The sequence below is a fragment of the Novosphingobium sp. SG919 genome (assembly GCF_012932495.1).
In the GTDB taxonomy this organism is placed as follows: Bacteria; Pseudomonadota; Alphaproteobacteria; order Sphingomonadales; family Sphingomonadaceae; genus Novosphingobium; species Novosphingobium rhizosphaerae.
The window spans coordinates 1,603,762-1,630,373 of record NZ_JABCNG010000001.1; the positions used below are offsets into that span (position 1 = coordinate 1,603,762).

The 26,612-nt window shown below is 66.1% G+C and carries 27 protein-coding genes and 3 tRNA genes; 20 read left to right on the forward strand and 10 right to left on the reverse strand.

Annotation, left to right across the window (positions count from 1 at the left end; genetic code table 11):
* Both FHT19_RS07190 and FHT19_RS07195 read right to left on the reverse strand, forming a co-directional pair.
* On the reverse strand, nt 1–1,047 hold the full coding sequence (locus tag FHT19_RS07190; RefSeq protein WP_168554893.1) for a LacI family DNA-binding transcriptional regulator: 1,047 nt from the start codon (nt 1,045–1,047) through the stop codon (nt 1–3).
* On the reverse strand, nt 1,044–1,280 hold the full coding sequence (locus tag FHT19_RS07195) for a hypothetical protein (RefSeq protein ID WP_169474423.1): 237 nt from the start codon (nt 1,278–1,280) through the stop codon (nt 1,044–1,046). Before FHT19_RS07195 ends, FHT19_RS07190 begins: the two co-directional genes overlap by 4 nt.
* Nucleotides 1,281–1,293: 13 nt before the next feature.
* Here FHT19_RS07195 and FHT19_RS07200 point away from each other — a divergent pair, with 13 nt between their 5' ends.
* Nucleotides 1,294–3,768: a TonB-dependent receptor gene (locus FHT19_RS07200; protein ID WP_169474424.1), complete on the forward strand. Its 2,475-nt coding sequence runs from the start codon at nt 1,294–1,296 to the stop codon at nt 3,766–3,768.
* A 122-nt stretch (nt 3,769–3,890) separates the two neighbouring features.
* Here FHT19_RS07200 and FHT19_RS07205 read toward each other — a convergent pair whose 3' ends face one another.
* A complete protein-coding gene (locus FHT19_RS07205) occupies nt 3,891–4,835 on the reverse strand; it encodes an ROK family protein (protein WP_169474425.1) in 945 nt (314 codons plus the stop codon).
* Between the two features lie 336 nt (nt 4,836–5,171).
* Between FHT19_RS07205 and zwf the strand changes: the two genes are divergently transcribed.
* The 7 genes from zwf to FHT19_RS07240 all read left to right on the forward strand — a co-directional run bounded on the left by zwf (nt 5,172) and on the right by FHT19_RS07240 (nt 11,304).
* Nucleotides 5,172–6,620 (forward strand): glucose-6-phosphate dehydrogenase, encoded by a 1,449-nt coding sequence (zwf, locus tag FHT19_RS07210; protein WP_169474426.1) that lies wholly within the window; start codon nt 5,172–5,174, stop codon nt 6,618–6,620.
* Nucleotides 6,613–7,242: a 6-phosphogluconolactonase gene (locus tag FHT19_RS07215; protein WP_169474427.1), complete on the forward strand. Its 630-nt coding sequence runs from the start codon at nt 6,613–6,615 to the stop codon at nt 7,240–7,242. Before zwf ends, FHT19_RS07215 begins: the two co-directional genes overlap by 8 nt.
* Nucleotides 7,239–9,062, forward strand: a complete 1,824-nt coding sequence (edd, locus tag FHT19_RS07220; RefSeq protein ID WP_169474428.1) for a phosphogluconate dehydratase — start codon at nt 7,239–7,241, stop codon at nt 9,060–9,062. Before FHT19_RS07215 ends, edd begins: the two co-directional genes overlap by 4 nt.
* Before the next feature lie 28 nt (nt 9,063–9,090).
* The gene (locus FHT19_RS07225; protein ID WP_169474429.1) at nt 9,091–10,059 is read left to right on the forward strand and encodes a glucokinase; all 969 of its coding nucleotides are present in this window, start codon (nt 9,091–9,093) and stop codon (nt 10,057–10,059) included.
* A 68-nt stretch (nt 10,060–10,127) separates the two neighbouring features.
* Nucleotides 10,128–10,499, forward strand: a complete 372-nt coding sequence (locus tag FHT19_RS07230; protein ID WP_169474430.1) for a tRNA-binding protein — start codon at nt 10,128–10,130, stop codon at nt 10,497–10,499.
* A complete protein-coding gene (locus tag FHT19_RS07235; protein ID WP_169474431.1) occupies nt 10,496–10,948 on the forward strand; it encodes a DUF488 domain-containing protein in 453 nt (150 codons plus the stop codon). The genes FHT19_RS07230 and FHT19_RS07235 overlap by 4 nt, the downstream gene beginning before the upstream one ends.
* Before the next feature lie 5 nt (nt 10,949–10,953).
* Nucleotides 10,954–11,304 carry an ankyrin repeat domain-containing protein gene (locus FHT19_RS07240; protein ID WP_248290383.1) on the forward strand — a complete coding sequence of 117 codons (351 nt, stop codon included), beginning with the start codon at nt 10,954–10,956 and terminating at the stop codon, nt 11,302–11,304.
* A gap of 155 nt (nt 11,305–11,459) precedes the next feature.
* On the opposite strand, the gene aroB is transcribed toward FHT19_RS07240, so the two are convergent.
* Nucleotides 11,460–12,566 carry a 3-dehydroquinate synthase gene (aroB, locus tag FHT19_RS07245; RefSeq protein WP_169474433.1) on the reverse strand — a complete coding sequence of 369 codons (1,107 nt, stop codon included), beginning with the start codon at nt 12,564–12,566 and terminating at the stop codon, nt 11,460–11,462.
* A complete protein-coding gene (locus FHT19_RS07250) occupies nt 12,557–13,138 on the reverse strand; it encodes a shikimate kinase (RefSeq protein ID WP_168554903.1) in 582 nt (193 codons plus the stop codon). The genes aroB and FHT19_RS07250 overlap by 10 nt, the downstream gene beginning before the upstream one ends.
* A gap of 59 nt (nt 13,139–13,197) precedes the next feature.
* Between FHT19_RS07250 and FHT19_RS07255 the strand changes: the two genes are divergently transcribed.
* The 4 genes from FHT19_RS07255 to FHT19_RS07270 are packed head-to-tail and all read left to right on the forward strand — an operon-like array spanning nt 13,198 to nt 17,232.
* Nucleotides 13,198–13,434 (forward strand): hypothetical protein, encoded by a 237-nt coding sequence (locus FHT19_RS07255; RefSeq protein ID WP_169474434.1) that lies wholly within the window; start codon nt 13,198–13,200, stop codon nt 13,432–13,434.
* Complete coding sequence (locus FHT19_RS07260; RefSeq protein ID WP_169474435.1) at nt 13,431–15,320, forward strand: hypothetical protein; 1,890 nt, start codon at nt 13,431–13,433, stop codon at nt 15,318–15,320. Before FHT19_RS07255 ends, FHT19_RS07260 begins: the two co-directional genes overlap by 4 nt.
* Before the next feature lie 56 nt (nt 15,321–15,376).
* A complete protein-coding gene (locus FHT19_RS07265; protein WP_348981774.1) occupies nt 15,377–16,234 on the forward strand; it encodes a tyrosine recombinase in 858 nt (285 codons plus the stop codon).
* A gap of 50 nt (nt 16,235–16,284) precedes the next feature.
* Entirely contained in the window at nt 16,285–17,232 is a 948-nt protein-coding gene (locus FHT19_RS07270) for an acetyl-CoA carboxylase carboxyltransferase subunit alpha (RefSeq protein ID WP_169474436.1), read from the forward strand.
* A gap of 174 nt (nt 17,233–17,406) precedes the next feature.
* On the opposite strand, the gene FHT19_RS07275 is transcribed toward FHT19_RS07270, so the two are convergent.
* Together FHT19_RS07275 and FHT19_RS07280 are read right to left on the reverse strand one after the other, a co-directional pair.
* Complete coding sequence (locus FHT19_RS07275) at nt 17,407–17,589, reverse strand: Flp family type IVb pilin (protein ID WP_168554907.1); 183 nt, start codon at nt 17,587–17,589, stop codon at nt 17,407–17,409.
* Between the two features lie 98 nt (nt 17,590–17,687).
* Nucleotides 17,688–17,870 carry a Flp family type IVb pilin gene (locus FHT19_RS07280; protein WP_168554908.1) on the reverse strand — a complete coding sequence of 61 codons (183 nt, stop codon included), beginning with the start codon at nt 17,868–17,870 and terminating at the stop codon, nt 17,688–17,690.
* Nucleotides 17,871–17,981: 111 nt separating this feature from the next.
* Here FHT19_RS07280 and FHT19_RS07285 point away from each other — a divergent pair, with 111 nt between their 5' ends.
* The 8 genes from FHT19_RS07285 (at nt 17,982) to FHT19_RS07320 (ending at nt 22,932) form a co-directional block, all read left to right on the forward strand.
* A complete protein-coding gene (locus FHT19_RS07285) occupies nt 17,982–18,458 on the forward strand; it encodes an NUDIX domain-containing protein (RefSeq protein ID WP_169474437.1) in 477 nt (158 codons plus the stop codon).
* A gap of 50 nt (nt 18,459–18,508) precedes the next feature.
* Nucleotides 18,509–18,585: transfer RNA gene (locus FHT19_RS07290), tRNA-Arg, on the forward strand.
* A gap of 57 nt (nt 18,586–18,642) precedes the next feature.
* Nucleotides 18,643–18,719, forward strand: a tRNA-Arg gene (locus FHT19_RS07295).
* Nucleotides 18,720–18,792: 73 nt separating this feature from the next.
* Nucleotides 18,793–18,869 (forward strand) — tRNA-Arg (locus tag FHT19_RS07300).
* A gap of 534 nt (nt 18,870–19,403) precedes the next feature.
* Nucleotides 19,404–20,414 carry a pyruvate dehydrogenase (acetyl-transferring) E1 component subunit alpha gene (gene pdhA / locus FHT19_RS07305; RefSeq protein WP_246866014.1) on the forward strand — a complete coding sequence of 337 codons (1,011 nt, stop codon included), beginning with the start codon at nt 19,404–19,406 and terminating at the stop codon, nt 20,412–20,414.
* A 1-nt stretch (nt 20,415) separates the two neighbouring features.
* Nucleotides 20,416–21,789 carry a pyruvate dehydrogenase complex E1 component subunit beta gene (locus tag FHT19_RS07310; protein WP_169474438.1) on the forward strand — a complete coding sequence of 458 codons (1,374 nt, stop codon included), beginning with the start codon at nt 20,416–20,418 and terminating at the stop codon, nt 21,787–21,789.
* 23 nt (nt 21,790–21,812) lie between these two features.
* Nucleotides 21,813–22,379 (forward strand): hypothetical protein, encoded by a 567-nt coding sequence (locus FHT19_RS07315; protein ID WP_169474439.1) that lies wholly within the window; start codon nt 21,813–21,815, stop codon nt 22,377–22,379.
* Between the two features lie 79 nt (nt 22,380–22,458).
* Nucleotides 22,459–22,932, forward strand: coding sequence for a hypothetical protein (locus FHT19_RS07320; protein WP_168554913.1), 474 nt, complete (start codon nt 22,459–22,461; stop codon nt 22,930–22,932).
* A gap of 13 nt (nt 22,933–22,945) precedes the next feature.
* On the opposite strand, the gene FHT19_RS07325 is transcribed toward FHT19_RS07320, so the two are convergent.
* The 3 genes from FHT19_RS07325 to FHT19_RS07335 are packed head-to-tail and all read right to left on the reverse strand — an operon-like array spanning nt 22,946 to nt 26,612.
* Nucleotides 22,946–23,794 carry an HAD hydrolase-like protein gene (locus FHT19_RS07325; protein WP_248290304.1) on the reverse strand — a complete coding sequence of 283 codons (849 nt, stop codon included), beginning with the start codon at nt 23,792–23,794 and terminating at the stop codon, nt 22,946–22,948.
* Nucleotides 23,791–25,263, reverse strand: coding sequence for a biotin carboxyl carrier protein (locus FHT19_RS07330; protein WP_169474440.1), 1,473 nt, complete (start codon nt 25,261–25,263; stop codon nt 23,791–23,793). The genes FHT19_RS07325 and FHT19_RS07330 overlap by 4 nt, the downstream gene beginning before the upstream one ends.
* Entirely contained in the window at nt 25,260–26,612 is a 1,353-nt protein-coding gene (locus tag FHT19_RS07335) for a biotin carboxylase N-terminal domain-containing protein (RefSeq protein ID WP_169474441.1), read from the reverse strand. The genes FHT19_RS07330 and FHT19_RS07335 overlap by 4 nt, the downstream gene beginning before the upstream one ends.

Consider the following 26,612-nt stretch of genomic DNA (forward strand, 5'->3'; position numbering starts at 1 on the left):
TCAGGCGCTCTCGCGCACGACCAGTTCGGGGGCCATGATGGTGGAAGGGGTTTCCACCCCGGCAATGCGCTGGGTCAGCAGATCGACCATTGCGCGGGCACCGCCGGCAATATCCTGGCGCACGGTGGTGAGGCGCGGAACGGTCTGCGTGGCGATCGGCACATCATCGAACCCGGTTACGGCCACGTCTTGCGGCACGCGCACGCCGCGTTCGTGCAACAGGCGCAACGTGGTCATGGCGATCACGTCTGATGCGCAGACGATGCCGTCGATGCAGTTGCCCAGTTCGTCGAGATGCCCGGCCACCTGCTCGGGAATTTCGTCATTGGACAAGTGGGTGGAGCATGCGCGCATTTCCGGCGCATCGGCGCAGGCCGCCACGGCATCGCGCGCACCGGCCAGGCGATCGGCAATTTCCGGCGCGCCGGTATCGCCAAAGAACACCAGCCGCCGCTTGCCCTGGTCGAGCAGGCGTTGCGCCGCCAAGTGGCCACCCAGGCGATTGTCGGTGCCCACGGTGCAGTGGATCTGCCCCTCGCGGTGGCTGCCCCACACCACCATCGGCAGATAGCGCTCCGCCACCTTTTCGATCGCGTCCATCTGGTTGGACTGGCCGATCACCAGCGCGCCATCGAGCATGCCGGAATCCACGATGCGGTCGAGCCATTCATCGTCGCCGGGGATGACGCGCGAAAGCATCAGGTCGTGCCCGCTTTCGGTCAGCGCATCGGCCAGATGGCCGAACAGCGTCATGAAGAACGGATCGGAAATGTGCTGGCGCCGCTCGTGGCCCAGCGGAATGACCACCCCGATCACCCCGGTCTGCTGGGTGCGCAGGCGCCGCGCCATCTGGTTGGGGCGAAAGCCGTGTTCGCGGGCAATCGCCTGGATGCGTTCGCGCGTTTCGGCATTGACCAGGCTTTTGCCGGCAAGTGCGCGCGAAACGGTGCCCGCCGAAACCCCTGCCATGCGCGCAAGTTCCGCGATGTTGCGGATCCTGGGTTTGCTTCCCTCTCTTGCGGGCTTGTCGTTGGACGTTTCTGTCATGGCGATGCTTTTAACTGGGCAACCTTTGAAAGCAAGGTGCAGGGCATAATTCCGGCATGGCGCAGCAGAAAGCATAAGGGGAGCCACTGATGCAGCCATGCCACAGCTTGCAGCAAAGTGTCAGCTGGCGATGCAATCCTTTGCATATGTCCAAAATCGGCATTGCAAACGATTGTAGTGCTGCTTATCACACAATCCATCGATTCCCGCGCCGCATGCGGGAACGTGTTCATGGGAGAGTACCTGATGAAGCCGTCCGCCTATCTGTCGTGTGCGTCTGCTGCCGCCCTTGCCGGCGCGCTGATCGCTGCGCCTGCCCTGGCCCAGGATGCCCAGCCGGCCGCCGCGCCCGCCGATGACGCCGCCGATGTGGCGCCGATCGTGGTGACGGCCGCTGCCGGTGGCAAGTCTGCCCAGCTTTCGTCGATCTCGGTTTCGCAGATCAACCAGGAAGCGGTGGCCAATTTCACCCCGCGTTCGCAGGCCGAAGTGCTGCGCACGATCCCCGGCCTCAACGTGCAGGACACCGCCGGTCCCGGCGGCAACGCCAACATCGGCGTGCGCGGCATTCCCGTGTCGACCGGCGGTTCGGAATATGTCGGCCTGCAGGAAGATGGCCTGCCGGTTACCCTGTTCGGCGATATCCAGTTCGGCAACAACGACTATTGGGTGCGCTTCGACAACAACGTGAACCGCGTGGAAGCGGTGCGCGGCGGTTCGGCCTCCACCTTCTCCAGCCAGGCGCCCGGTGCCGTGATCAACTACGTGTCGAAGACCGGCGAGCGTGACGGCGGGGAAATCGGCCTGAGCCAGGCGCTCAACTATCGCGAAACGCGCGTCGATTTCGATTACGGCGGCCACCTGTCGGACAGCGTGCGCTTCCACCTCGGCGGCTATGCCATCGACGGCAACGGCCCCACGCACCTGCCCTACAAGGCGCAGAGCGGCTATCAGATCAAGGGCAACATCACCAAGGACTTTGACGACGGCAAGGGCTACATCCGCTTCAACTTCAAGCGGTTGGACGACAAGGAGCCGACCTTTACCTCGATGCCCAGCCTGGTCACGCTCTCGGGCAACAAGATCACCGGCTACAGCACGTTCGACGGCGTCGACGCGCGCAAGTATGCCTCCACCGGCATCTACAACCAGAATTTCCAGATCCTCGATGCCAACGGCAACGTGCGCACCGTGGCGATGGAAGGCATCCATCCGGTGGCAACCGCGCTGGGCGGCGAATTCCACTATGAATTCACCCCCGCCTTCACCGTGACCGACAAGGCCCGCTGGACCTCGATGAGCGGCACCTTCGCCAACCAGTGGACCGGCGAAGCGACCACCGCCTCGGTCGCCGGCAGCGGCACGCTGCGCTATGCCGCCGGCCCCAATGCCGGGCAGGTCTACACCGGCCGCTTCGTCAGCAACAGCGCGCAGGCCTATGTCGACATGAAGGACGTGGGCAGCCTGGTGAACGACCTGACGTTCAGCGGCAAGTTCGACGTGGGCGACAACGCCAAGATCAAGGCCAACGCCGGCTGGTTCCACATGCGCCAGACCATCGCGATGGATTGGCGGATCAACAACGTCACCCAGTCGCTCAACGGTTCCAGCAACCCCGTGCCGCTCGACCTGTTCGATTCCTCGGGCAACCAGCTCACCGCCAATGGCCTCACCGGCTTCAACAACCAGTGGGGCGGCTGCTGTGGCGGGCGTTCTTACGACGTCAGCTATACCGACGATGCGCTCTATGGCCAGTTGGAAGGGCAGATCGACCGCCTGAACCTCGACGCCAGCGTGCGCTATGACAGCGTCAAGGCTTCGGGCGCCGCCTATGCGCCCGAACAGGTCGCCAACGTGACGGTGACCGATGCACTCGGTTCGGCCTCGATCCCGGCCTACAACACCAGCTCCACCCCGGCTAACCTGCTCAACTACACCAAGGGTTATGTCAGCTGGTCGTTCGGTGCGCTCTACGAAGTCAGCAGCGATACCAGCGTGTTCGTGCGCGTCAGCCGCGGTGGCCGCTTCAACGCCGACCGCCTGCTTTACAACAACGCCAATTTCACCGCCGATGGCAAGCTGACGGCGGGCGGCGATCACCTGTCGGTCAACTATGTCAGCCAGCAGGAACTGGGCCTCAAGCAGCGCGGCAACGTGGCGGGCGGGCGCTATCACGCCGAAGTCACGCTCTATCGCGCGCAAGTGAAGGAAAGCAATTACGACTTCACGGCGCCCTCGCGCGGGGAAAGCCCGTTCATCGACGCGATCTACCACTCTTATGGCGTGGAAGCATCGGCCGGGGTTTCGGCAGGCAAGTTCTCGCTCGATGGCTACGTGGTTTATACTCACGCTGAAAACGTTGGCACCAAGACCACCCCGGTGGCCATGCCCAAGTGGACCTGGCTGGTTTCGCCCAGCTATGACGCCGGGGTTGCGGCCGTGGGCTTCTCGGCCAGCGGTCAGTCCAACTTCCTGGTTTCGGGTGGCTACACCGCGCCGGGCCGCACGTTCGTGAACAGCTTCGTCAAGGTGCGTCCGGCCGACAAGCTGGAAGTGAGCTTCAACGTCAACAACCTGTTCAACACGCTGGGCTATCGCGCCAACAACGGTTCGATCGCGGTGGCCGCCGGCACCGGTGGCCTGGCCGCCAACCAGGCGATCTTCGACAACAGCGCCATGCTGGGCCGCACGATGACCGCGGCGGTGCGCTACAAGTTCTGACGGGATGTGGTGGGGGCCGGGCTCAATCCCGGCCACCACGATCTCGATCGGGTCGCAAAAAACCCGGCAAGGTATCTGACCTTGCCGGGTTTTTCATGTTCTGGCGGCGGGCGCCCGGTTTGTCAGCCGGGCAGCGCCACGTCCAGCGCCTGGCAGCCCAGCGCGATCGCGCCGGTGATGCCGGCATCGTCGCCAAGCCCCGGCGTGACGATATAGGTGGCCAGCCCGGCATCAAGGCGCGGATGGCTTACATAGCCGTTGAGCTTCGCCTCGGTCTGCCGGCGGACGGATTCCACCAGGCCGGGTGCCTTCATGACACCGCCGCCGAAGATCAGGCGATCGGGCATATGCAGAAGCACCAGCGTGGCCGCCAGATGCGCGATATAGCCGCCGATCAGATCGACGGCCGCGCGGTCGCCGGCCAGTTGATCCAGGCTCTTGCCCCAGCGTTTTTCGATCGCCGGGCCGGACGCCAACCCTTCCAGGCAATCGCCGTGATAAGGGCACGATCCGGCAAAGGGATCGGCGGCGCGATCGCGCGGGGGCAGGATATGCCCGCTTTCGAAATGCGAAATGCCCATGAGGGAGCGGCCATTGCTGACCACGCCAGTGCCCACGCCGGTGCCGATGGTGGTATAGGCCAAAGTGCGGCAGCCTTGCCCGGCGCCCTTCATCCATTCGCCCAGGCAGGCGCCGTTCACATCGGTATCCACCACGATCGGCGCGCCGAACTGGCCCAGCACATCGTGGAAGCGCGCACCCTGCCAGCCCGGCTTGGGCGTGGTGGTGAACGTGCCATAGGCGGGCGAGGCCGGATCGATGTCGATCGGGCCGAAACTGGCGACGCCAAAGGCGGCGACCGGGCCATGTTCTTCTTGCGCTTGGGCAAAGAAATCAGCCAGCGCGGGGAAGCAGGTTTCGGGTGTCTGTGTAGGAATGCGCGTGCGCGCCAGGATTTCACCTTCGGGCGTGGCCAGGGCAGCGATGAACTTGGTGCCGCCGGCCTCAATCGCGCCGATCAGCGGGGCACCAGCCACGGGGGCGCCAATCTGGGGGGCAGCAGGCATCGTTTCTCCCTTTTGGAACACGCACAGGCGACAATCCGTGCACCGGGTCCTTGAAGGTGGGATGCCAGCATGGTCAACCTCTTTGCAATCGAATTATCTCGAAAATGGAAGTGCCCTGGCGCCACTTTGCGGTGGGCAGCGAAATTGCGCGCGCTACCACCGTCGCGGACGGAAAGATGCTTTGCAGGCCGCTTCCCGCTTGCATACTTATGCGACGTGCATCCTGGGTCTTGAGCGACTAGGGCATGCATCGACAAGGACCCATTCCAAGGGGTCGCACGTTGCCCTGCATGAACGCATGGGTATGCGTGATGCGAACGATAAGGAGATCCGCCGATGGCCGACAGCAGTTGTTCTGCGCTTTTGCTTTTTGGCGCGACCGGCGACCTTTCCCGCCGGATGCTGTTGCCCTCGCTTTATGCCCTGCACGAAGACGGGCTGATCGATCCGGGCCTGCGTATCGTCGGCACCGCGCGTTCGGAACACCAGGACGAGGATTTCCGCGAATTTGCGCACCAGGCGCTCGACGAATTCCTGCCCGAAGATCGCAAGGACGAGACCAAGCTGGCCAGCTTCCTGGCGCGGCTGGAATACCAGACGCTCGATGCCTCGAACGTCGATGGTTTTGCTGCCCTTTCGGAAAAGCTGGGCGATACCAGCTGTGGGCTCTCGATCTTCCTGTCGACCGCGCCCGCGCTGTTCGAACCCACCATCGAGGGCCTGCGTCGCGCTGGCCTGGCCCATGAAAATGTGCGCATCGGCCTGGAAAAGCCGCTGGGCAACAACCTGGAATCGAGCCGCCGCATCAACGATGCCGTGGCCGCCGGCTTTGCCGAAGACCAGATATTCCGCATTGATCACTATCTCGGCAAGGAAACCGTGCAGAACCTGATGGCGCTGCGTTTTGCCAACATGATGTTCGAGCCGCAGTGGAACGCGGGCAATATCGACCACGTGCAGATCACGGTGAGCGAAACCGTGGGCCTGGAAGGCCGCAAGGGTTTCTACGACGATACCGGCGCGCTGCGCGACATGGTGCAGAACCATATGCTCCAGCTTCTTGCGCTGACGGCGATGGAGCCGCCGCGCGATTTCGACGCCACCTCGATTCGCGATGAAAAGGTCAAGGTGCTGCGCGCGCTGCGCACGGTAAAGGCCGAGGAAATGGTGCGCGGCCAGTATCGCGCCGGCGCGGTGAAGGGCGGCGGCGTGGCCGGCTATCAGGAAGACCTGGGCCAGGCATCGGACACCGAAACCTTCGTGGCGATCAAGGCGCATATCGACAACTGGCGCTGGCAGGGCGTGCCGTTCTATCTGCGCACGGGCAAGCGCCTGGCCGAGCGTCGCTCGGAAATCGTGGTGCAGTTCAAGCAGGTGCCGCACAACATCTTTTCCGAACGCGGCGGCAAGCTGCGCGCCAACCGCATGGTCATCCGCCTTCAGCCCGAGGAATACGTGCGGTTGCAGGTCATGGCCAAGGAGCCGGGGCTGGATCGTGGCGGCGTCGTGCTGCGCGAGGTGAACCTCGACCTGTCGCTCACCACGGCCTTTGCCAAGGCGCGCCGCCGGATTGCCTACGAACGCCTGCTGCTCGACCTGATCGAGGGCGAGCAGACGCTGTTCGTGCGCCGCGACGAAGTGGAAGCGCAGTGGAAGTGGGTCGATGCGATCCGCGCCGTCTGGGCCAGCGAAGACATGGAGTGCAAGCCCTATGCCGCCGGCAGCTGGGGCCCGAACGCGGCCATCGCCCTGACCGAGCGCGACGGGAGAAGCTGGAATGACTGAGGCAGCAAGCGCGCGCGTAAAGTGGGCCAAGCCCGGCGATGCTGCCGCCGTGGCCGACCGCATCGCCGCCGAACTGGCACGGCCGGGGGCCAAGCGCCTGGCGATGACCGGCGGCTCCACCCCGCTCAAGGTCTTTGCCTTGCTCAAGGATCGCGGCCTTGACTGGAGCGGCACCACCCTGGCGCTGACCGATGACCGGCGCGTGCCCGACGATCATCCCGCCAGCAATTTCGGCAAGCTTTTTGCCGCGTTGGGTGACAGCGGTGCCAGTTTCGAGCGCCTGGAAGAGGGCGCCCCGGTGGCCCCGTTCGACCTGGTGTGGCTGGGCATGGGCGAAGACGGCCACGTCGCCTCGCTGTTTCCAACCATGCAGGCGCTGGTGCGTCCCGGCGCCACGGTGATTGCCACCACGCCCGTCCCGCTGCCGCCCGAAGCGCCGTTCGACCGCCTGACGCTGACGGCGCGCGCCCTCAAGGCGACGAAGGAGATCATCCTGGTCGTCACCGGTGCTTCCAAGAAGGCGCTGATCGAAGACGTGCTGGCGGGCAACGCCGATTATCCTGTTTCCGATTTCCTGCGCGGTGCCGATGGCCCGCCGGTTACCATTTACTGGAGCGAATGATGGCCCTTCATCCCACGCTGGCCAAGGTCACCGACCGTATCGTGGCGCGCAGCCGCGATAGTCGCGCCGCTTATCTCGACCTGATCGACCGCGCGCGCGATGCCGGCGTCAACCGCCCTCAGTTGACCTGCGGCAACCTGGCCCACGGCTTTGCCGCGGCCGGGGATGACAAGTCCACGCTGCGCGATGGCAAGGCGCTCAACATCGGCATTGTCACCGCCTTCAACGACATGCTTTCGGCGCACCAGCCCTATGGCCGCTATCCCGAACAGATCAAGGTCTTCGCCCGCGAAGTGGGGGCCACGGCGCAGGTGGCGGGCGGGGTTCCGGCAATGTGCGACGGGGTGACGCAGGGCCAGGATTCGATGGAACTGTCGCTGTTCAGCCGCGATACCATTGCCATGAGCACGGCCGTGGGCCTTTCCCACGGTATGTTCGAAGCCGCGCTGTTCCTGGGGATTTGCGACAAGATCGTGCCCGGCCTGATCATCGGCGGCCTGCGCTTTGGCCATCTGCCCACGATCCTGGTGCCGTCGGGCCCGATGCCCTCGGGCCTGGCCAACAAGGAAAAGGTGCGCATCCGCCAGCTCTATGCCGAAGGCAAGGTGGGGCGCGAGGAACTGCTTGAATCCGAAAGCGCCAGCTATCACTCGGCCGGCACCTGCACGTTCTATGGCACGGCCAATTCCAACCAGATGATGATGGAAATGATGGGCCTGCACATGCCGGGTTCCAGCTTTGTCTTGCCGGGCACCAAGCTGCGCCAGGAATTGACGCGCGCTGCCGTGCACCAGGTGGCCAAGATCGCCTGGAATGGCGACGATTATCGCCCGCTTGGCCACTGCGTGGACGAAAAGGCCATCGTCAATGCTGTCGTCGGCCTGCTCGCCACGGGTGGCTCGACCAACCATGTGATCCACATCCCCGCGATGGCCCGCGCCGCTGGCGTGCAGATCGACTGGGACGACATGGACGAGCTTTCGCGCGTGGTGCCGCTGATCGCCAGCGTCTATCCCAACGGGGCGGGCGACGTGAACTATTTCCACGCCGCCGGCGGCATGCCCTATGTCATCCGCGAGCTGCTGGATTCGGGCCTGGCCCATGGCGATATCCGCACCGTCTATGGCGCCTCGCTGGCCGAAGGCGCGCAAGAGCCGGTGATGGATGGCGACACGCTCAAGTGGAACCCGGCGCCGGTGAAAAGCAGCGACGACAGCATGCTGCGCCCGGTCTCTGCCCCGTTCCAGCCCGAAGGCGGCCTGCGCCTGCTCCAGGGCAATCTCGGGCGTGGCACTATCAAGCTCAGCGCGGTGGACCGCTCGCGCTGGACGATCGAAGCGCCCGCGCGGGTGTTTTCGGACCAGAACGATGTGCTGAAGGCGTTCAAGGCCGGCGAGCTCGAACGCGACGTGGTGGTCGTGGTGCGCTTCCAGGGGCCGGCGGCCAATGGCATGCCCGAACTCCACAAGCTGACCCCGCCACTTGGCGTGCTGCAGGATCGCGGCTTCCGCGTGGCGTTGGTCACCGACGGGCGCATGTCGGGCGCTTCGGGCAAAGTCCCGGCCGCCATCCACGTTTCGCCCGAAGCCAAGCTGGGTGGCCCGCTGGCCAAGCTGCGCGATGGCGACGTGGTGCGGGTCTGCGCCGATACCGGCCGGCTTGAAGCGCTGGTCGATGCCGATGAATGGGCAGCACGCGAAGAAGTTGCCGCCCCGGCCGAAGCGATGGGCGTGGGTCGCGAACTCTTTGCCCTGATGCGCCATCATTCCGATCCGGCCGAACGCGGCGGTTCGGCGATGCTGGCCGCAGCCGGCCTGTAACGCCTTGGCGCATTTGGGGGAGGATACCATGGAACTCGTAGCCGTCGACATCGGCGGGACGCACGCGCGCTTTGCCTTGGCCACTGTGGAAGGGGGCCGCGTCACGCACCTGGGCGAAGCGGTGACGCTCAAGACCGCCGAACATGCCAGCTTCCAACTGGCTTGGGAGGAATTCGCCCGCCAGAACGGCGGCACCGTGCCCAAGGCCTGTGCCATTGCCGTGGCCGGGCCGGTGGGGGGCGAGGTGATCAAATTCACCAACAACCCCTGGATCATCCGCCCGGCACTGATCCCGGAAAAGCTCGGTGCCGATCGCTATGTCGTGGTCAACGACTTTGCCGCCGTGGCCCATGCTGTGGCCCAGGCTGATAACGAGCATTTCATCCACTTGTCCGGCCCCAATGTGCCGCTGCCCGAACAGGGCGTGCTCAGCGTGGTTGGCCCGGGCACCGGCCTTGGCGTGGCGCAGCTCTGGCGCCATGCCCAGGGCTATCAGGTGCAGCCCACCGAAGGCGGGCATATCGACTATGCCCCGCTCGACGGGATCGAGGATGCCGTGTTGGCGCGCCTGCGCAAACGGCATCGCCGGGTTTCGGTGGAGCGGGTGGTGGCCGGCCCCGGCATCGTCGATATCTACGAAACCCTGGCTCTGATCGAAGGCGCGCCGTTCATCCCGCGTGATGACAAGGCGATCTGGACCCTGGGCAGCAGCGGCGAAGACAGCCTGGCGGCCGCCGCGATCGACCGCTTCTGCCTGTCGCTGGGCAGCGTGGCGGGCGATCTGGCCCTGGCGCATGGCGCCTCGGCGGTGGTGATGGCCGGTGGCCTGGGCCTGCGCATCAAGGATTGCCTGGTGCGTTCGGGCTTTGCCGAACGCTTCCGCGCCAAGGGCCGGTTCGAGCAGATCATGGCGCAAATGCCGGTAAAGCTGATCACGCACCCGCAGCCCGGCCTGTTTGGCGCGGCGGCCGCCTTTGCCCAGGCGAACAAGGACTGACCGGCAAGGACTGATTTGCTGCCCCGGCCGCCTTGCACAAGCGGGGCGGCCGGGGCACAATCGGCGCCATGCATGTCATTCACGATCCCACCAGCGAACCGGAAGAAACCATTGCCTTCAGCGATTTCCTGAAGGTGGATATCCGCATCGGCACGGTGCTTTCCGCAGAAGAATTGGTGGGCGCGCGCAAGCCCTCGATCCGGCTGGTGATCGATTTCGGCCCCGGCGTGGGGCACAAGAAAAGCTGCGCGCAAGTGGCCGCGCTCTATGATCCGGCCGGGTTGGTCGGGCGGCAGGTGGCCGCCGTGGTCAACTTCCCGCCGCGCCAGGTGGGCAAGGCGATGTCCGAAGTGCTCACCCTGGGCTTTGCCGATGCGGAGGGCCGCGTGGTGCTGGCCAGCCCCGAACGCCCGGTGCCCAACGGCGCGCGCCTGCTGTGAGCGCGCCGACGATCTGGACTATCGGCTATGAACAGGCGACGCTAGATAGCGTGATCGGCGCCTTGAAGGGGGCAGGGGTGGAAGTGCTCGCCGACGTGCGCGCCCTGCCGCTCTCGCGCCGCCCCGGCTTTTCCAAGACGGCGCTGGCCGGCGCGCTGGCGCAGGCCGGCATCGCCTATGTCCATTTCAAGGCCCTGGGCACGCCAGCCGATGGCCGCGCCGCCGCGCGGGCGCACGATCACGTGGCGCTGGAACGCATCTATGCCGGCCAGCTCGAACTGCCCGAGGCGATTGCTGCCGGCGCGCAATTGCACGCGCTCGCCCAGGAAAAGCGCGTGGCGCTGCTATGCTATGAACGTGCGGCGCCCGAATGCCACCGGACGTTGCTGCGCCAGGCGATGCTGCCGGAATTTGCAGCGGTAGATCTTGAGCCGGCTAGTGGGGTTTGATTGAAATGGCCCCGGATCAACGCGCTTTCCTGCTCGATCGCTTGCGCGATGTTTTTCTATTGGATGAAGCGCCTGATAATCTACTGAACTATCGGCTGGCCGATGATGACAGCCTTCTTCACGCGGCGGCGTGGCGGCGCGACATAGAAAGTGCCAGAATTCTGTTGGAGGCGGGCTTGGACCCCAATGTCCGTGGCGACATGGGCCAAACGCCGCTGCATGTTGCAGTCAGCCAAAATGACCCGGCCATGTTCGCGTTGATTCTGTCGTTTGGCGGGCAAACAGACATCGAGGATGAGTTCGGATGCTTCGCTCGCTTTGAAGACCGCGACGATCTGGCCGCAGAAAAGCGCTAGTCGTCACCGGAGAGTTGGTTCTCGGCTTGCTTTAAGGCCTCGCCCCTCCACCAGCCTGCGGCTGGCCCCCCTCCCCACAAGTGGGGAGGACCTTCTAGATTCTTCCCATGAAATGGGGAGGGGGACCGCCGGCGAAGCCGGGGGTGGAGGGGCGCCTAGCGCGCCAGTTCCTCGTCCAGAAACGCCGCCACGTCGGCCAGGTCCACGTCCTTGGCCAGGAACGTCTGCCCGATTCCGCGCATCAGCAGGAAGGGCAGGGTGCCCGCGTCCATCTTCTTGTCGTGGAGCATATGGTTCTTGAGCGTCTGCCCGTCGCAGTCCATCGCGAGCGCCTTGAGCGAGGCGGGCAGGCCGACGGCAGCAATATGGGCGGCCACGCGCTCGGCATCCTGGCCGCGCATCAGGCCGATCCGCGCCGAATAGCGCGCTGCCAGGATCATGCCCAGTGCCACGCCCTCGCCATGCAGCAGCCGGTCGGAAAAGCCGCACTGCGCTTCCAGCGCGTGGCCGAAGGTGTGCCCCAGGTTGAGCAGGGCACGCACGCCGGTGGTTTCCTTTTCGTCGGCCGCGACGATGCGCGCCTTGGCGGCGACGCTATGGGCGATGGCGTGTTCGCGCGCGTCGGCCTCGCCGGCCAGCAGGCGCTGCGCGTTGGCTTCGCACCAGAAGAAGAATTCGGCGTCGTCGATCAGGCCGTATTTCACAACTTCGGCATAGCCGGCGCGCACGTCGCGCAGCGGCAACGTGTCGAGGCTGAGCGGATCGGCCAGGACCAGGCTGGGCTGGTGAAACGCGCCGACCAGGTTCTTGCCCATGGGCGTGTTGATCGCGGTCTTGCCGCCCACGCTGGAATCGACTTGCGCCAAAAGCGTGGTGGGCATCTGGATGAAGCCGCACCCGCGCTTGAGCATCGAGGCGGCAAAGCCGGTCAAGTCGCCGATCACGCCGCCGCCCAAGGCGACAACGTTATCCTTGCGCTCCACTTCCTGGGCCAGCAGCCAATCGACCACGCGGGCCAGGCTTTCCCATGATTTGGTCGCTTCCCCGGCAGGCAGCACCAGCCACTGGCTGGCAATGCCCTGGGCGGCGAAGCTGGCCGTCACCGTCTCGGCCCAGGCAGCGGCAACATTCTCGTCGGTCACCACGGCCACGGTGTTCTTGCGCAGGAACGGGCGGCACAGCGCACCGGCGCGGGCAAGCGCGCCTTCCTCGATCACCACGTCATAGGGGGCGCCGGCAATGGCGACGGGAATTACAGCCATGCGTCTATCGCTTTCAGGATGCGGCTGGCCGTCACGCCGTGGGGCAGGTTGCCGCTGGTAATGTGGATCGCGGCCTGTTCATAGGCCGGCCGCCGTTCGTCGCGCAGGCGAGTGAGGATTTCGCGCGGGTTGCCGCCGCGCAGCAAGGGGCGGTTGTCCTTGCGGCCCACGCGCTCCACCAGGGTGTCGATATTGCTGTCGAGCCAGACCGACACCGCCTTGTCGAGAATCAAGGCCCGCGTCTCGGGATCGACGAAAGCGCCGCCGCCAGTGGCCAGCACTTTGCGCCGGGCGGGCGTGACGCCATCGAGCAGGCGCGCGATCACGCGGCGTTCGCCGCTGCGGAAATAGGGTTCGCCATAAGTGGCGAAGATTTCGGGGATCGGCATCTGCGCGGCGCGCTCGATCTCTTCATCGGCGTCGATGAACGGCACGTCGAGCAGGCTGGCCAGCTTGCGGCCCACGGTCGTCTTGCCCACGCCCATCATGCCCACCAACACCACCGGCCGATCGAGCCGGCGGGCGATGCGGGCGATTTCCGCCATGGAAAGAGGAGCGCTGTCGTGGTCCATTGCCGCGCCGCCTATACTTGCGCTAGGGCCAAGCGCAAGCGCCGTGGCAGCGAGGCAACGTGAACAATCAGGGTTCGATGCAAAGAGGCAAGCCGGAGACGGAAAAAGAGCGCCTGCCATGGCCGGCGATCGGCGGCGGACTGGTGGCGGCCGTGGCCCTGGCGCTGCTGGTGCTGGCCTGGAAACTGGGCGGCCCCCGTCGCGCCGATTGGGTCGAACAGCCCGTCGCGGCGCCTGCCTCCGCATCAGCCCCTGCCTCTGCCACCACGGGCGTCAATTCGGGAAGCAAGCCATGACACCGCGCCTTTTCCGCCATGCCCTGCTGGGCTGCGTTGCCGTGGCCGGGATGACCGGCGCCCTGCTGGCGCAGGAATCACTGCTGCCGCCCGGGTTCGACAAGCCGGTGAGCCAGCCGGCCCGGCCCAAGCCGGCCACGCCGGCGGCCAAGCCTGCCGCCGCGCCCGCGCCGCGTCCCGCAGCACCAGGTGCCGCCGCAAAGCCCGCCAATCCGGCGCCGGCTGCCACGTCTTCGCCGGTGATCCAGCCTCTGCCGCTCGATGACAACGCCGATGTGATCGCCGGCCCTGCCGATCCGCTCGATTCGATCGATCCGGCCACGCTCGATGCGCTGATCGCCAAGGCCCAGCCCAAGTACGATATTCCGCCCAGCGCGCAGCGCAGCCTGGCGCGAGTGGGCGTGATCGACCAGGTGGATGGTGGTTTCCCCGCCACGTCCACGCACTATCTCAACGGCGCGTTCGTGGAACAGCTCCTGGGCCGCATGCGCGGGCCGATGGTGTCGCGCTGGGGCCACATCCTGGTGCGGCGCGCGCTCGCCAGCCGGATGGATACCCCGGTGGGGATGAACGGCGCGGATTGGGCGGCGCTGCGCGCGGGCCTGCTGCTGCGCATGGGCGAGGCGGATGCCGCGCGCGCCATGGTGCAATCGGTGGACAGCGGCTTTTTCACGCCGGGCCTGGAAGATGCGGCGATGGGCGCATTCCTGGCGACGGCCGATCCGGTGGGCCTGTGCCCGATCACCGCGCTCACCGCTGCCGGGCGCCAGGGGGCCCAGTGGGACCTGACCCGCGCGATCTGCTCGGCCTTTACCGGCGATGGCCCGCCGGCCATGGCCCAGCTAGACCGCCTCATGCGCCGGGGCGGAACCGATAAGATCGATATCCTGTTGGCGCAGAAGCTGGCTGGTGCCACCTCGGCCACCCGCCGCGCGGTCAACATCGAATGGAAGGATGTCGACCAGCTCACCCCGTGGCGCACGGGCCTGGCCTTTGCCGTGGGGCTGGAGCCGCCGCAAACCCTGCGCGAACAGGCCTGGGCGGACTATGCCGTGCTGGCCGTGCGTGCGCCGATGCTGCCTATCCCTGCGCGCTGCGCCGCGGCCGACGTGGCGGCCGGGCGCGGCATTCTGTCGAGCGCGGCGATGGTCGATCTCTATAGCCAGCTCGCCGAAATCAACGCCCAGGACGGCGCCGATCAGGACAAGACCTGGGGACCGCTGGCCGACAAGCTGCGCACCGCCTATACCGCAACCGACGCCGCCGATCGGCTCGCCGCGATCAAGGGGCTGTGGGGCACGGCCGATGATCCCGATCGCGCTTATTCCCGCCTCGTGCTCACGGCCTATGCCGCGGCGCGCATGATGCCCAGCCCGGATATGGCGGGCGATGCGGGCGGGCTCATCGCCTCGATGCTGACCGCCGGGCTTGATGCCAATGCGATGCGCTGGGGCACAGTGGTGCCGGTGGGCAGCGAGCCCTGGGGGCTCATCGCACTGGCCGCCCCGGTCAAGACCGCTGCGATCGGCGGGGATGCGCTGGACACGTTCCACAAGGATGATGACAGTTCCGGCGCCCTGCGTTCGCAGTTCCTGCTTGCCGGGCTGATGGGCCTGGGCCGGGTGGACGATGGCACTGCAGGCGCCTTTGCCGGCAAGCTCAAGATCGACATGGGCCGCCAGACGCGCTGGACCCGCGCGATCGACGATGCGGCCGAATCGAACAATCCCGCGCTGGTGGCGATACTCGCCGGATTCGGCATGCAGGCGGCCAGCTGGGACAAGATGACCGCGGTGCATCTCTACCATATCGTTTCGGCGCTGCGCCGCGTGGGCCTGGATGGCGAAGCGCGGATGATCGCGGCCGAAGCGGTGGCGCGGGTGTGACCAAAGGCCGGGCCCGGGGCCAGCCCAAACCTGGGCCCGGCCCGGCTTCCCCGGCGGTGGCGGCGTTCCTGGCGATGATGGCGGCCGAACGCGGCGCGGCTGCCAATACCCTTGCCGCTTACGCCCGCGACCTGGCGGGGGCGGAAAGCGTGGTGGGCGATCTCCTGGGCGCCGATGGCGATGCGCTCACTGGCCTGGCGCAAAGCTGGGCAAACCTGGCGCCGGCCAGCCAGGCGCGCAAGATCTCCGCGCTGCGCCAGTTCATGGCCTTTGCCCAGGACGAAGGGTTGCGCGCCGACGATCCTTCCACCGCGCTGGTGCGTCCGCGCGCCCGGCGTCCGCTGCCGCGCCTGCTCGATCATGCCGAAATCGGCCGTTTTCTGGAAACGGCGGAAGCCGATGCCGCCGCCGGCACGCCAGAGGGGTTGCGCCTGCTGGCGCTGGTTGAACTGCTCTATGGTTCGGGCCTGCGTGCCACCGAACTGGTCTCACTGCCGCTGGCGGCCTTGCCGCGCGACGTGCCGTTCCTGGCGATCACCGGCAAGGGCGGGCAACAGCGGCTGGTGCCGGTGTCCACCCGCGCGCTCGCCGCGCTGCGGCGCTGGCTGGCGGTGCGGCCGGGCGGCTCGCGCCATCTCTTTCCATCTCCGCGTGGCGGGCATCTGACGCGCGTCAGGCTGTTCCAACTGGTGCGCGATCTGGCCCTGCGCGCCGGAATCGATCCCGAAAAGGTCAGCCCGCATGTGCTGCGCCACGCCTTTGCCACGCATTTGCTGGAGGGCGGGGCGGATCTGCGCGTCTTGCAAACCCTGCTGGGCCATGCCGACATTGCCACCACCGAGATCTATACCCACGTCGATGCCGCGCGGCTGGTGGCGCTGGTCAACGAAAAGCATCCCCTGCGCCATCGCTGATCCGCGCGCGACCATTGACCAAACGCGCGCGTGTCCCTAGCGCAGGCGCCATGATTTCGTACCTCGAATTCGAAAAGCCGGTCGCCGCCCTGGAAGCCCGTATCGCCGAACTGCGCGATACCGCCGCCGCCAGCGGTGAACTGGACATCGCCGCCGAGATCCGTCGTCTTGAAACCAAGTCGGCCGAGCTTCTGGCCAGCACCTATCGTGCGCTGACGCCCTGGCAAAAGACCCAGGTGGCCCGCCATCCGGCACGGCCGCACTTCCGCGACTATGTGGAGCGGATGTTCACCGGGTTCATGCCGCTGGGCGGGGACCGCCTCTATGGCGAGGACCAGGCGATCATCGGTGGCTTTGCCCGCCTGGGCAACCGCCGGGTGATGCTGATCGGCCATGAAAAGGGCAACGACACGCAAAGCCGCATCCGCCACAATTTCGGCATGGGCAAGCCCGAAGGCTATCGCAAGGCGGTGCGCCTGATGGAAATGGCCAGCCGATTCGGCTTGCCGGTGGTGACCCTGGTGGATACCTCGGGCGCGTTTCCCGGTGTTGAGGCCGAAGAACGTGGCCAGGCCGAAGCCATTGCGCGGTCTACCGAAGCGTGCCTGGCGCTGGGCGTGCCGATGGTGGCGACGATCGTGGGCGAGGGCGGCTCGGGCGGGGCGGTGGCGTTGGCCAGTGCCGAACGCGTGCTGATGCTCGAACATGCCGTCTATTCGGTGATTTCGCCCGAAGGCTGCGCCTCGATCCTCTGGCGCACGGCCGAAAAGGCACCCGACGCTGCCGAAGCGATGAAAGTGACCGCGCAGGACCTGCTTTCGCTGGGCGTGATCGATCGCATCGTGCCCGAACCGGTGGGTGGTGCGCATCGCGACCCGGCGGCGGCCTGCACCGCTCTCTCCGCAGCGATCGGCGAGGAACTCGATCACTTGGCCGGCAAGAACGCCGATGCGCTGCGCGCGCTGCGCGCCGAACGGTTCCTGCGCATCGGCGCCTGATTCGACAGCGATACAAGGAAAAGGCCGCCGGACAGCGCATGTCCGGCGGCCTTTTCCGTTGCGCGCCATGCGGCGTGCCAGTGGCCAACGAGAAAGGGCGGAAAAAGGCCCCCGCCTTCTTCCGCCCATTCCGTTTTGTTCGCCCAGCCTGTTTTCGCCGGGCGGCGGCGCCTCTTAGAGGTGGCCGTCCTGAGCGTTGTTCATGTCGTTCGACACGAGGTTGAAGGTGCCCGAGAGCGAGTTGCCCAGCGCGCCCATGGCGGTGATGGCAGCAACGGCGATCAGCGCAGCGATCAGGCCGTATTCGATGGCGGTGGCGCCTTCTTCGTTGCGGAACAGGTCACGGATGAGCTTCATAATTGGTCTCCTGAAGAGGTCTTCTTTTCCCGGCCCGCACCGGCGTCTTGTCTCGCTGCGGACGACTTGGGATCTAGGCAAAAAAACCTAAGATGCGCTTAATGCGCCTGCTGCGCATTTGTGCTGGCCTGGTCGATAATGTGCCAAAGCCGGTAGAGTTGATTGGTAAACGCGTTGAGGCCAAAGACGATCGACAGCCCCAGCACGCCAACCAGCAGGCCGTATTCCACGAACGTCATCGCGTCGCTCTCGCGCACGATCTTGCGCAGGAAATTCTTCATCGAACGGCCCCATCCACCTATGCGTCTTTCCGCATAGCCGCGGCTAACCTAAGAAACCGTTGCACGCCGGCTTGCCGCCATGCCCTATTTCCTGCCGGAACGGATTGATCGATGTCTGCATCTCTGCCTGCTCTTGCCGTTGCCACGCCTGCTCCGCTGCTGGTGGTGGCGGCCGCGCTGGTGGCGGGTGAAGGGCGCGCGGCGCGCCTGCTGCTGCAGCAGCGGCCGCTGGGCAAGCATCACGGTGGCCTGTGGGAGTTTCCCGGCGGCAAGGTGGAACTGGGAGAAACGCCGTCGCTGGCCCTGGCGCGCGAACTGGCCGAGGAACTGGGAATCGCAGTTGCCCCGTCCGATCTGGCACCGCTCACCTTTGCCGTGCGCGAGGCTGGGAGCGCCGATGGCGGCGGGCGTGACCTAGTCCTGCTGCTCTACCGTTGCGACGCCTGGGAGGGTGTCCCCAGGCCAGAGGCGGGCGCCGCGCTGCAATGGGTGGACGGCCCGGGGCTGCGCGCGCTGGCCGTGGAAGAGACAATGCCACCGCTCGATATTGCCTTGTGCATAACTGCGCAAAATCTGCTCGAGCCCTGAACAAGGTGCTTGCCAACCTGCGCAGTCTGACATAGAGGCGCGGCTCCCCGGCACCCGTAGCTCAGCTGGATAGAGCATCAGACTACGAATCTGAGGGTCGGACGTTCGAATCGTTCCGGGTGCGCCATTCCCTTCAAGGGTGTGGGGCAGGGGAAAGGCTCCTTACCGGGCCACACATTGGCAGGCACCCGTAGCTCAGCTGGATAGAGCATCAGACTACGAATCTGAGGGTCGGACGTTCGAATCGTTCCGGGTGCGCCATTGCCTCCTGCGGGCTGCTGGCCCTAAGGCAGGCCGCCCGCGCGTTCATCGCACCGGGCACAGACATCGGCAGGCACCCGTAGCTCAGCTGGATAGAGCATCAGACTACGAATCTGAGGGTCGGACGTTCGAATCGTTCCGGGTGCGCCAGTCGCTTTTCCACGCTTCCATCATCGATCTGACATCAGGCGGGCGCCGCAATGGGGCGTCGCTTTCGCGTTTCCGCTGTCCATCGGCGCGCCACGATGGCGCGGTGCCGTGGGTTTGGCGTTGCGGGCGCGCGGTCTGCGCGGGTAAAACGGTGCCGGCATCTGGGCTTGGCAATCCTGCCTTGAGCGCCCCGGCCGGCGGTGATTTTGGGTGCACCGCAATGCCGCAATGCAGCACTTTTGCGTTATACTAGTATAAACACCGATGATCTGTGTTCCCTGCGTATCATTTATCATCTTGGCATGCGTTCGGCGTTGCGAAAGCCGCGATGATGGTTCAATGGGAAAGCCGGTTTTGCGAATACGCAGAGCCTTGAGGCAGCCAGAATAAGGATATTGAGACTTGGCCAAGTCCGCCAGGCCGCGTGCCGCCAATCCCCGCTCCTCCGCCCCCAAGCCTGCTGCCGTGGCCGCGTCGGTTCCCGACGTTTCCGCCGCGCTGAGCAGCCCGGTCGAGGACGATGCCACTTTCGCCCTGCGCAGCCTTCAGCAGGCGCACGCGAACAACAAGCGCTATGACGCCTCGGACGCCGAGCTGCTCAAGTTCTACGAGCAGATGGTGCTGATCCGCCGCTTCGAGGAAAAGGCCGGCCAGCTCTATGGCCTTGGCCTGATCGGCGGCTTCTGCCACCTCTACATCGGCCAGGAAGCCGTGGCGGTGGGCCTGCAGTCGGCGCTCAACGAAGGGCACGACAGCGTCATCACCGGGTATCGCGACCATGGCCACATGCTGGCCTATGGCATCGATCCCAAGGTGATCATGGCCGAATTGACCGGTCGCGGTGCGGGGATCTCGCGCGGCAAGGGCGGGTCGATGCACATGTTCTCGACCGAGCATAAGTTCTTCGGCGGCCACGGCATCGTCGGCGCGCAGGTCTCGCTCGGCGCGGGCCTGGCCTTTGGGCACAAGTACCGCGATGATGGCGGCGTGTGCATGGCCTATTTCGGCGATGGCGCGGCCAACCAGGGCCAGGTCTACGAAACCTTCAACATGGCCGCGCTGTGGAAGCTGCCGATCGTGTTCGTGGTGGAAAACAACGGCTATGCCATGGGCACCGCGGTCAAGCGCGGTTCGGCCGAAACCCACTTCTATCGCCGTGGCACCGCGTTCCGCATCCCCGGCATGCCGGTCAACGGCATGGACGTGCTCGAAGTGCGCCAGGCGGCTGAAGTGGCGCTGGAATATGTGCGCGGCGGCAATGGCCCGGTGCTGATGGAACTCAACACCTATCGCTATCGCGGCCACTCGATGTCCGACCCGGCCAAGTATCGCAGCCGTGAAGAAGTGCAGGAAATGCGCGAGAAGCACGATCCGATCGAAAGCGCCAAGCAGGAACTGCTCAAGCGCGGCGTGACCGAAGACGCGATCAAGGACATCGACAAGAAGATTCGCCAGCAGGTGGCCCAGGCCGCCGACTTTGCCGAAAGCTCGCCCGAGCCGGACATGGCAGAGCTTTATACCGACGTGCTGGTGGAGAAGTACTGAGATGGCAATTGAACTGAAGATGCCCGCCCTCTCCCCCACGATGGAAGAGGGTACGCTGGCCAAGTGGCTGGTCAAGCCCGGCGACACCGTGAAGTCGGGTGACATCCTGGCCGAAATCGAAACCGACAAGGCGACGATGGAATTCGAATCCATCGACGAAGGCACGATCGGCGAACTGCTGGTTGCCGAAGGCACCGAAGGCGTGAAGGTCGGCACCGTGATCGCCACGCTCCAGGGCGAGGACGAGCCTGCCGCGCCGGCCCCCGCGCCTGAAGCGGCCCCGGCCGCTGCTGCCGAACCGGCTGCCGATCCCAAGGCCCAGGCCGCCGCCGCCATCGCGCCCAAGCACGATGCCAAGCCGGCTGCCGATCCGGAAATTCCGGCCGGCACCACGATGGTCCCCACCACCGTGCGCGAAGCCCTGCGCGATGCCATGGCCGAGGAAATGCGCGCCGACGACGGCGTGTTCGTGATGGGCGAGGAAGTCGCCGAGTACCAGGGCGCCTACAAGGTGACGCAGGGGCTGCTCGAGGAATTCGGCCCCAAGCGCGTGATCGACACGCCGATCACCGAATACGGCTTTGCCGGCATCGGTGCGGGCGCGGCGATGGGCGGGCTCAAGCCCGTGATCGAGTTCATGACGTTCAACTTCGCCATGCAGGCGATCGACCACATCATCAACTCGGCCGCCAAGACCAACTACATGTCGGGCGGCCAGATGCGCTGCCCGATCGTGTTCCGTGGCCCCAATGGCGCAGCCGCGCGCGTGGGCGCGCAGCACAGCCAGAACTATGGCCCGTGGTATGCCGCGGTTCCTGGCCTGGTGGTTATCGCGCCGTATGATGCTGCCGATGCCAAGGGCCTGCTCAAGGCCGCGATCCGCAGCCAGGACCCGGTGGTCTTCCTCGAAAACGAACTCGTCTATGGCCGCACCTTCGATGTGCCGCAGCTTGACGATTTCGTGTTGCCGATCGGCAAGGCCCGCGTGGTGCGCGAAGGCAAGGACGTGACGATCGTGTCGTACTCGATCGGCGTGGGCTTTGCGCTGGATGCGGCCCAGCAACTGGCCGATGAAGGCATCGACGCCGAAGTGATCGACCTGCGCACGCTGCGTCCGCTCGACAAGGAAACCGTTCTGGCCAGCCTTGCCAAGACCAACCGCATGATCGTGGCCGAGGAAGGCTTCCCGGTCTGCTCGATCGCGTCGGAAATCATCGCCATCGCCATGGAAGACGGCTTCGATCATCTCGATGCCCCGGTCCTGCGCGTGTGCGACGAAGACGTGCCGCTGCCTTATGCCGCCAACCTCGAAAAGGCCGCGTTGATCGACGCGGGCAAGATCGTGGCTGCGGTGAAGAAGGTCTGCTACCGCTGAGACGCGGTGGCTGATCGTTCTCCATGCAGGATATGATCGATGGCTTGCCGCCGCTGGAACGGTTGGCGGCAAGCTATGCCCCGGCGGCCACGCGCCCGTTGTGGATCGGCTATTTCGCGCTGGAACAGCGCCTGGCCGATGCCGCGCGGGAAGGGCGCGATGCGATCATGATCCAGTTGCGCCTCGCCTGGTGGCGTGATCGCCTGGGCGAGGATGCAGCCCGCTGGCCCAAGGGGGAGCCCTTGCTGGCCGCCCTTGGCCCCTGGAACAGCGCGCGTGATGCGCTGGCCGGCCTGGTCGACGGCTATGAAGCGCTGCACGTGGGCGAAGAAGGCACGGCCGCGCTCGATGCCGCCCGCGTGGGCGTGATGGCCGCGCTGGCACAGCTTTCCCACGTTACCGATATTGCCCCGGTGGAACAGGCGGCGCGCGAATGGCGCGGGCTGGTTCCCCCGTCCTTGCCGGCACCGGGCTTGCCCCGCGCGATGCGGCCACTGGCGCTGTTGCGCGGCATGGCCTTGCGTGAAGATGGCGCATCGCCCTTGCGGCGTTTTCTGGCGGCCATGCGCCTGGGCCTGCTCGGCCGCTGATCCTGCCAAATCGGTCTCGCTTCCCTCTATGGAAGCGCCCCGCGCAAACGTAAAATTACGTAACGCGAGGGGGATGGCAATGAACAGGACATTGGTGGGCGCGCTGGGTGCATTGATGCTGGTGGCCGCGGGCGTGTTCTGGTGGCAGGGCCACGCCGCCGTGCAGCGTAGTCAGGCCGTTGCCGCCGTCCCCACCGGCAGCCCACCATCGGGTGCGGCGGAGGACGAGAGCCTGCCAACCGCCGATGGCGATGGCCTGCAGGGCGCTGCCCTGCCGCATGCGAGCGAGGCGACGCGCGAGCAACGCCGCTTCGACCGGTTCGACAAGGATCGCGATGGCCGCATCACCCGCAACGAGATGCTCGCCCCCCGCGCCAAGGATTTCCGCAAGCTCGATACCGATGGCAACAACTTGCTCAGTTTCGAGGAATGGGCGGTGAGCACCGACAACAAGTTCAAGGCCGCCGATGCCAATGGCGATAGTGCCCTGACGCGCACCGAATTTGCCACCACCAAGCAACAGGCGAAAAAGCCCGCCTGCAAGTGCCATTGATGGCTGCGCGTGATCAGCGCAGCGCGGCAAGCACCGGCTCGAGCGTATCGAGCAAAACGGTGGGGGCATCGCGCGGCGCCAGGTCTGCGCCGGTCTTCATGATTCCGGTGGTCAGGCCCAGGGCCATGGCGCCAACGCTGTTGGCCATGCGCATTTCCAGGGCCGGATCATCGCCCACCACCACCATCGACCGCGCGGCGCTGCGCGGCAGGCCCATGACATCGCGCGCGACATCGAACGCGACGCGCGCCGGCTTGCCCAGGATGCGCGCGCGCTTTCCGCTCATGGCGGTCAGCATGGCATTGATCGCAAAGCTCGATCCGATGGCGCGCCCCGTGGCCGTGGCAAAGAACGGCACGTTGCTGGCGGTAAACAACCGCGCGCCGTGCCACAGCGATTCGCACGCGGCCTCCAGCGCGGCGAAATCGAATTCGCGAAACCAGCCGGTATAGACGGCGTCCACTGGACCGGCCGGCTCTGCCGGATCGATCACGTCGAGGCCCAGCGCATGCAACGGCGCGGCGCACCCGGCGTTGCCCAGTACGCGCACGCGGCGAAGGCCTTGCGCCGCAAACCACGCCGCTGCGGTGGCCGAAGGCGTGAGCATCTGATGGTCTTCCACCGGAAAGCCGGCCCCGCGCAGCGATGCTGCATAGTCAGCCGGAGCCTTGGCCGTGCCATTGGTGAAGACCACGTAGGGCGTGCCGCGCGCTTTCAACGCTTCAAGCAAGGCGATCGCATGGGGCAGGGCCTTGTGCCCCCCGCTCTTGGCATCGCCCAGCGCAATGGTGCCGTCCATGTCAAAGATAAAGCCGGCGGCATCGCGCAGGCGGGCGGCATGATCGGGGGAAAGCAGGCTCACAGGCTGGCTCCGGCATGAAGGGCAAGGCGAAATCCGGGGCGCTCCACCACCAGGTTGCGCGCGTGCGGTTGCGCCGCGAGTTGGCGCAGCAGGGAAAGCAGGGGCGCAGCCTCGGGCGTGTAGGTGGCGCGCGATGGGCCGGCCGCCAGCATCGCGTCCACCTGTTCCCCCGGCATGACCGCGCGCAGCAGGAATTCCTCGTCGGGCAAGTGGTGGCCGAACTGGCGGCGCAAGTCCGCCAGGGCGGGGAATGTGGGTTCGTTTTCCAACTCGCGCGCGCGGGGGCGGTCCATGATCGTGGCGAGCACGGCAGGGTCGATGGGGGAGGTCGGCTTGCCGAACTTGCCCAGGCAATAGCGGATCACCTGGTCGGAAACCTGGGCATAGCGATGCGTGCCGATCACGTTGAACAGCGCCTGGCTCATGACCATCTGCGGAAACGGCGTGACCATGATCGGATAGCCCAGTTCCGCGCGCACCTGCCCGGTTTCGGCAATCACCGCGTCGAGCCGGTCGGCCAGGCCCAGTTCGGCCAACTGGCGCGCGGTGGTGGTCATCACCCCGCCGGCAATCTGGTGGCGCAGGAAACTCGCATCGAAGTTCTGCGGCGCGCCGGGCGGCAGCCCTTCGGCCAGGGCCACGCGCTGCCAGTAATGCGTCAGCCTTGCGAGCGCAGCCTTGTCGATTTCCACGCTGTGGCCGGCGGCTTCCAGGTTGGCCACCATGCGGTTGGCCTCGGGCAGCGACGAGCCGTCGCCTCCTGGCCCGACGCCCACGTGCACCGCGGCAATGCCCAGCTTGGCCGCTTCCAGGCTGGTCAGCATGCCTTGGCCGATGGTGGTGTGGGCATGGATTTCCAGTGGCTTGGCGCCGATCACGGCCTTGACCGCCGGTACCAGCGTGCGCACCCGGTCCACCGAAAGCAGCCCGCCCGGGTCCTTGATGTAGAACAGGTCGATATCCGGGCACTGCGCCAGAGCGCGGGCGAATTCGGCATAGAATGCGTCGGTGTGGATGGCCGAGAGCGTAAAGGTCAACGCAGCCATGACCTGGGCGCCGCCTTCCTGCTTCACCAGGCGCGCCGCCTCGATCACCGCGGGCACTTCATGCATCGGATCGAGCAGCACGAAGCGGCCCACGCCGTTGACCTGCAACGCGCGATAGACCAGCCGCATGAATTCCGGATCGGCCTGCTGCCAGGCGATGAAGCGCAGCCCGGTGGTGATGAATTGCAAAGGCGTGCTGGGCATGGCGGCGGCCATGCGGCGCAGGCGCTCCCACGGGTTGTTGCGGAAATAGCGGACGGCCACGGCCATGTGGCTCGATGAGGTAAAATCGATCGCGGCAAACCCGCAGGCCTGGGTAAGCGCGGCAGCCTGCAGCATGTGCGCCGTGTGGAGGCCGGTGGCGCCCCACAGGCTCTGGTTGCCATCGCGCATGGTCACGTCGACAAGGCGGATCGCGGTCATGGGTTTGATCCTGTTGGGTTAAGGCCTGCAAGAAAGCCGGTATCGACACCGCCCGCGACAAAACGGGGATCGGCCAGGATGCGGCGGTGAAGCGGGGTGGTCGTGGGCAAACCCTCGATTGCCAGGTGGCGCAAGGCCGCGTCCATGCGCGCCACCGCCTCTGCGCGGGTGGCGCCGTGTACGATCAGCTTGCCCACCAGCGAGTCGTAGAACGGTGGCACTTCGCCGCCATTGGCAATGTGACTGTCGACGCGGATGCCCGGGCCGGCCGGCCAGGCCGCGCGGCGGACGGTGCCGGGGGAAGGGCGGAAATCGGCATCGGGATCTTCGGCATTGATGCGCACTTCGATGGCGTGGCCGTGCGGGCGCACCATGGCTTGCGTCAGCGTCAACCGATGGCCCATCGCCACCAGCAGTTGCTGCTCCACCAGATCAACGCCGGTGATCGCCTCGGTCACCGGGTGCTCCACCTGGATGCGGGCGTTGAGTTCGAGGAAATAGAACGAGAAATCATCGGCATCGACCAGGAATTCGGCCGTGCCCGCGCCGCGATAGGCAATGTGGCGCGCCAGGCGCACGGCGGCCTGCTCGATGGCGGCCCGCGCTTCCTCCGGCATGGCCGGGGCGGGGGCTTCCTCTACCAGTTTCTGGAAGCGGCGCTGGATCGAACAATCGCGCGTGCCCAGGTGGATGGCATTTGTGCCATCGCCCAGGATCTGCACTTCCACATGGCGGCCGCGCGCCACGAACCGTTCGACATAGACTGCGGGATTGCCGAACGAAGCCTGCGCCTCGGCCCGCGCCATGGCCAATGCCGCATCGAGTTGGTCGGGCGCGTCCACCCGGCGCATACCCTTGCCGCCGCCGCCCGCGACGGCCTTGAGCAGCAAAGGATAGCCTGTCTGCGCGGCACGGGCAGCCACGTCCTGCGCCGTTTCCGCGTCTCCGCCGGGCAGCACGGGCAGGCCGGCCGCCAGGGCCAGCGCGCGGGCGGCCAGCTTGTCGCCCATCCCCTCCAGCGTTTCCACCGCCGGACCGACGAAGACCATGCCTGCCTGCGCCACCGAGCGGGCAAACGCGGCGTTTTCGGACAGGAAGCCATAGCCGGGATGCACGGCGTCGCAGCCCTGCGCCTTGGCCGCGGCCACCACCGTTTCGATGGCGAGGTAGCTTTGCGCCGAAGGCCCGGGGCCCAGCAGCACCGTGGCACCGGCAAGCTGCGCCGGTAGCGAAGCACTGTCCGCCTCGGATACCCCGAGCACGGTCTCGATCCCCATCTTGTGGGCCGTGCGCAGCACGCGCAAGGCGATCTCGCCGCGATTGGCGATGAACAGGCGCTTGATTGTCAT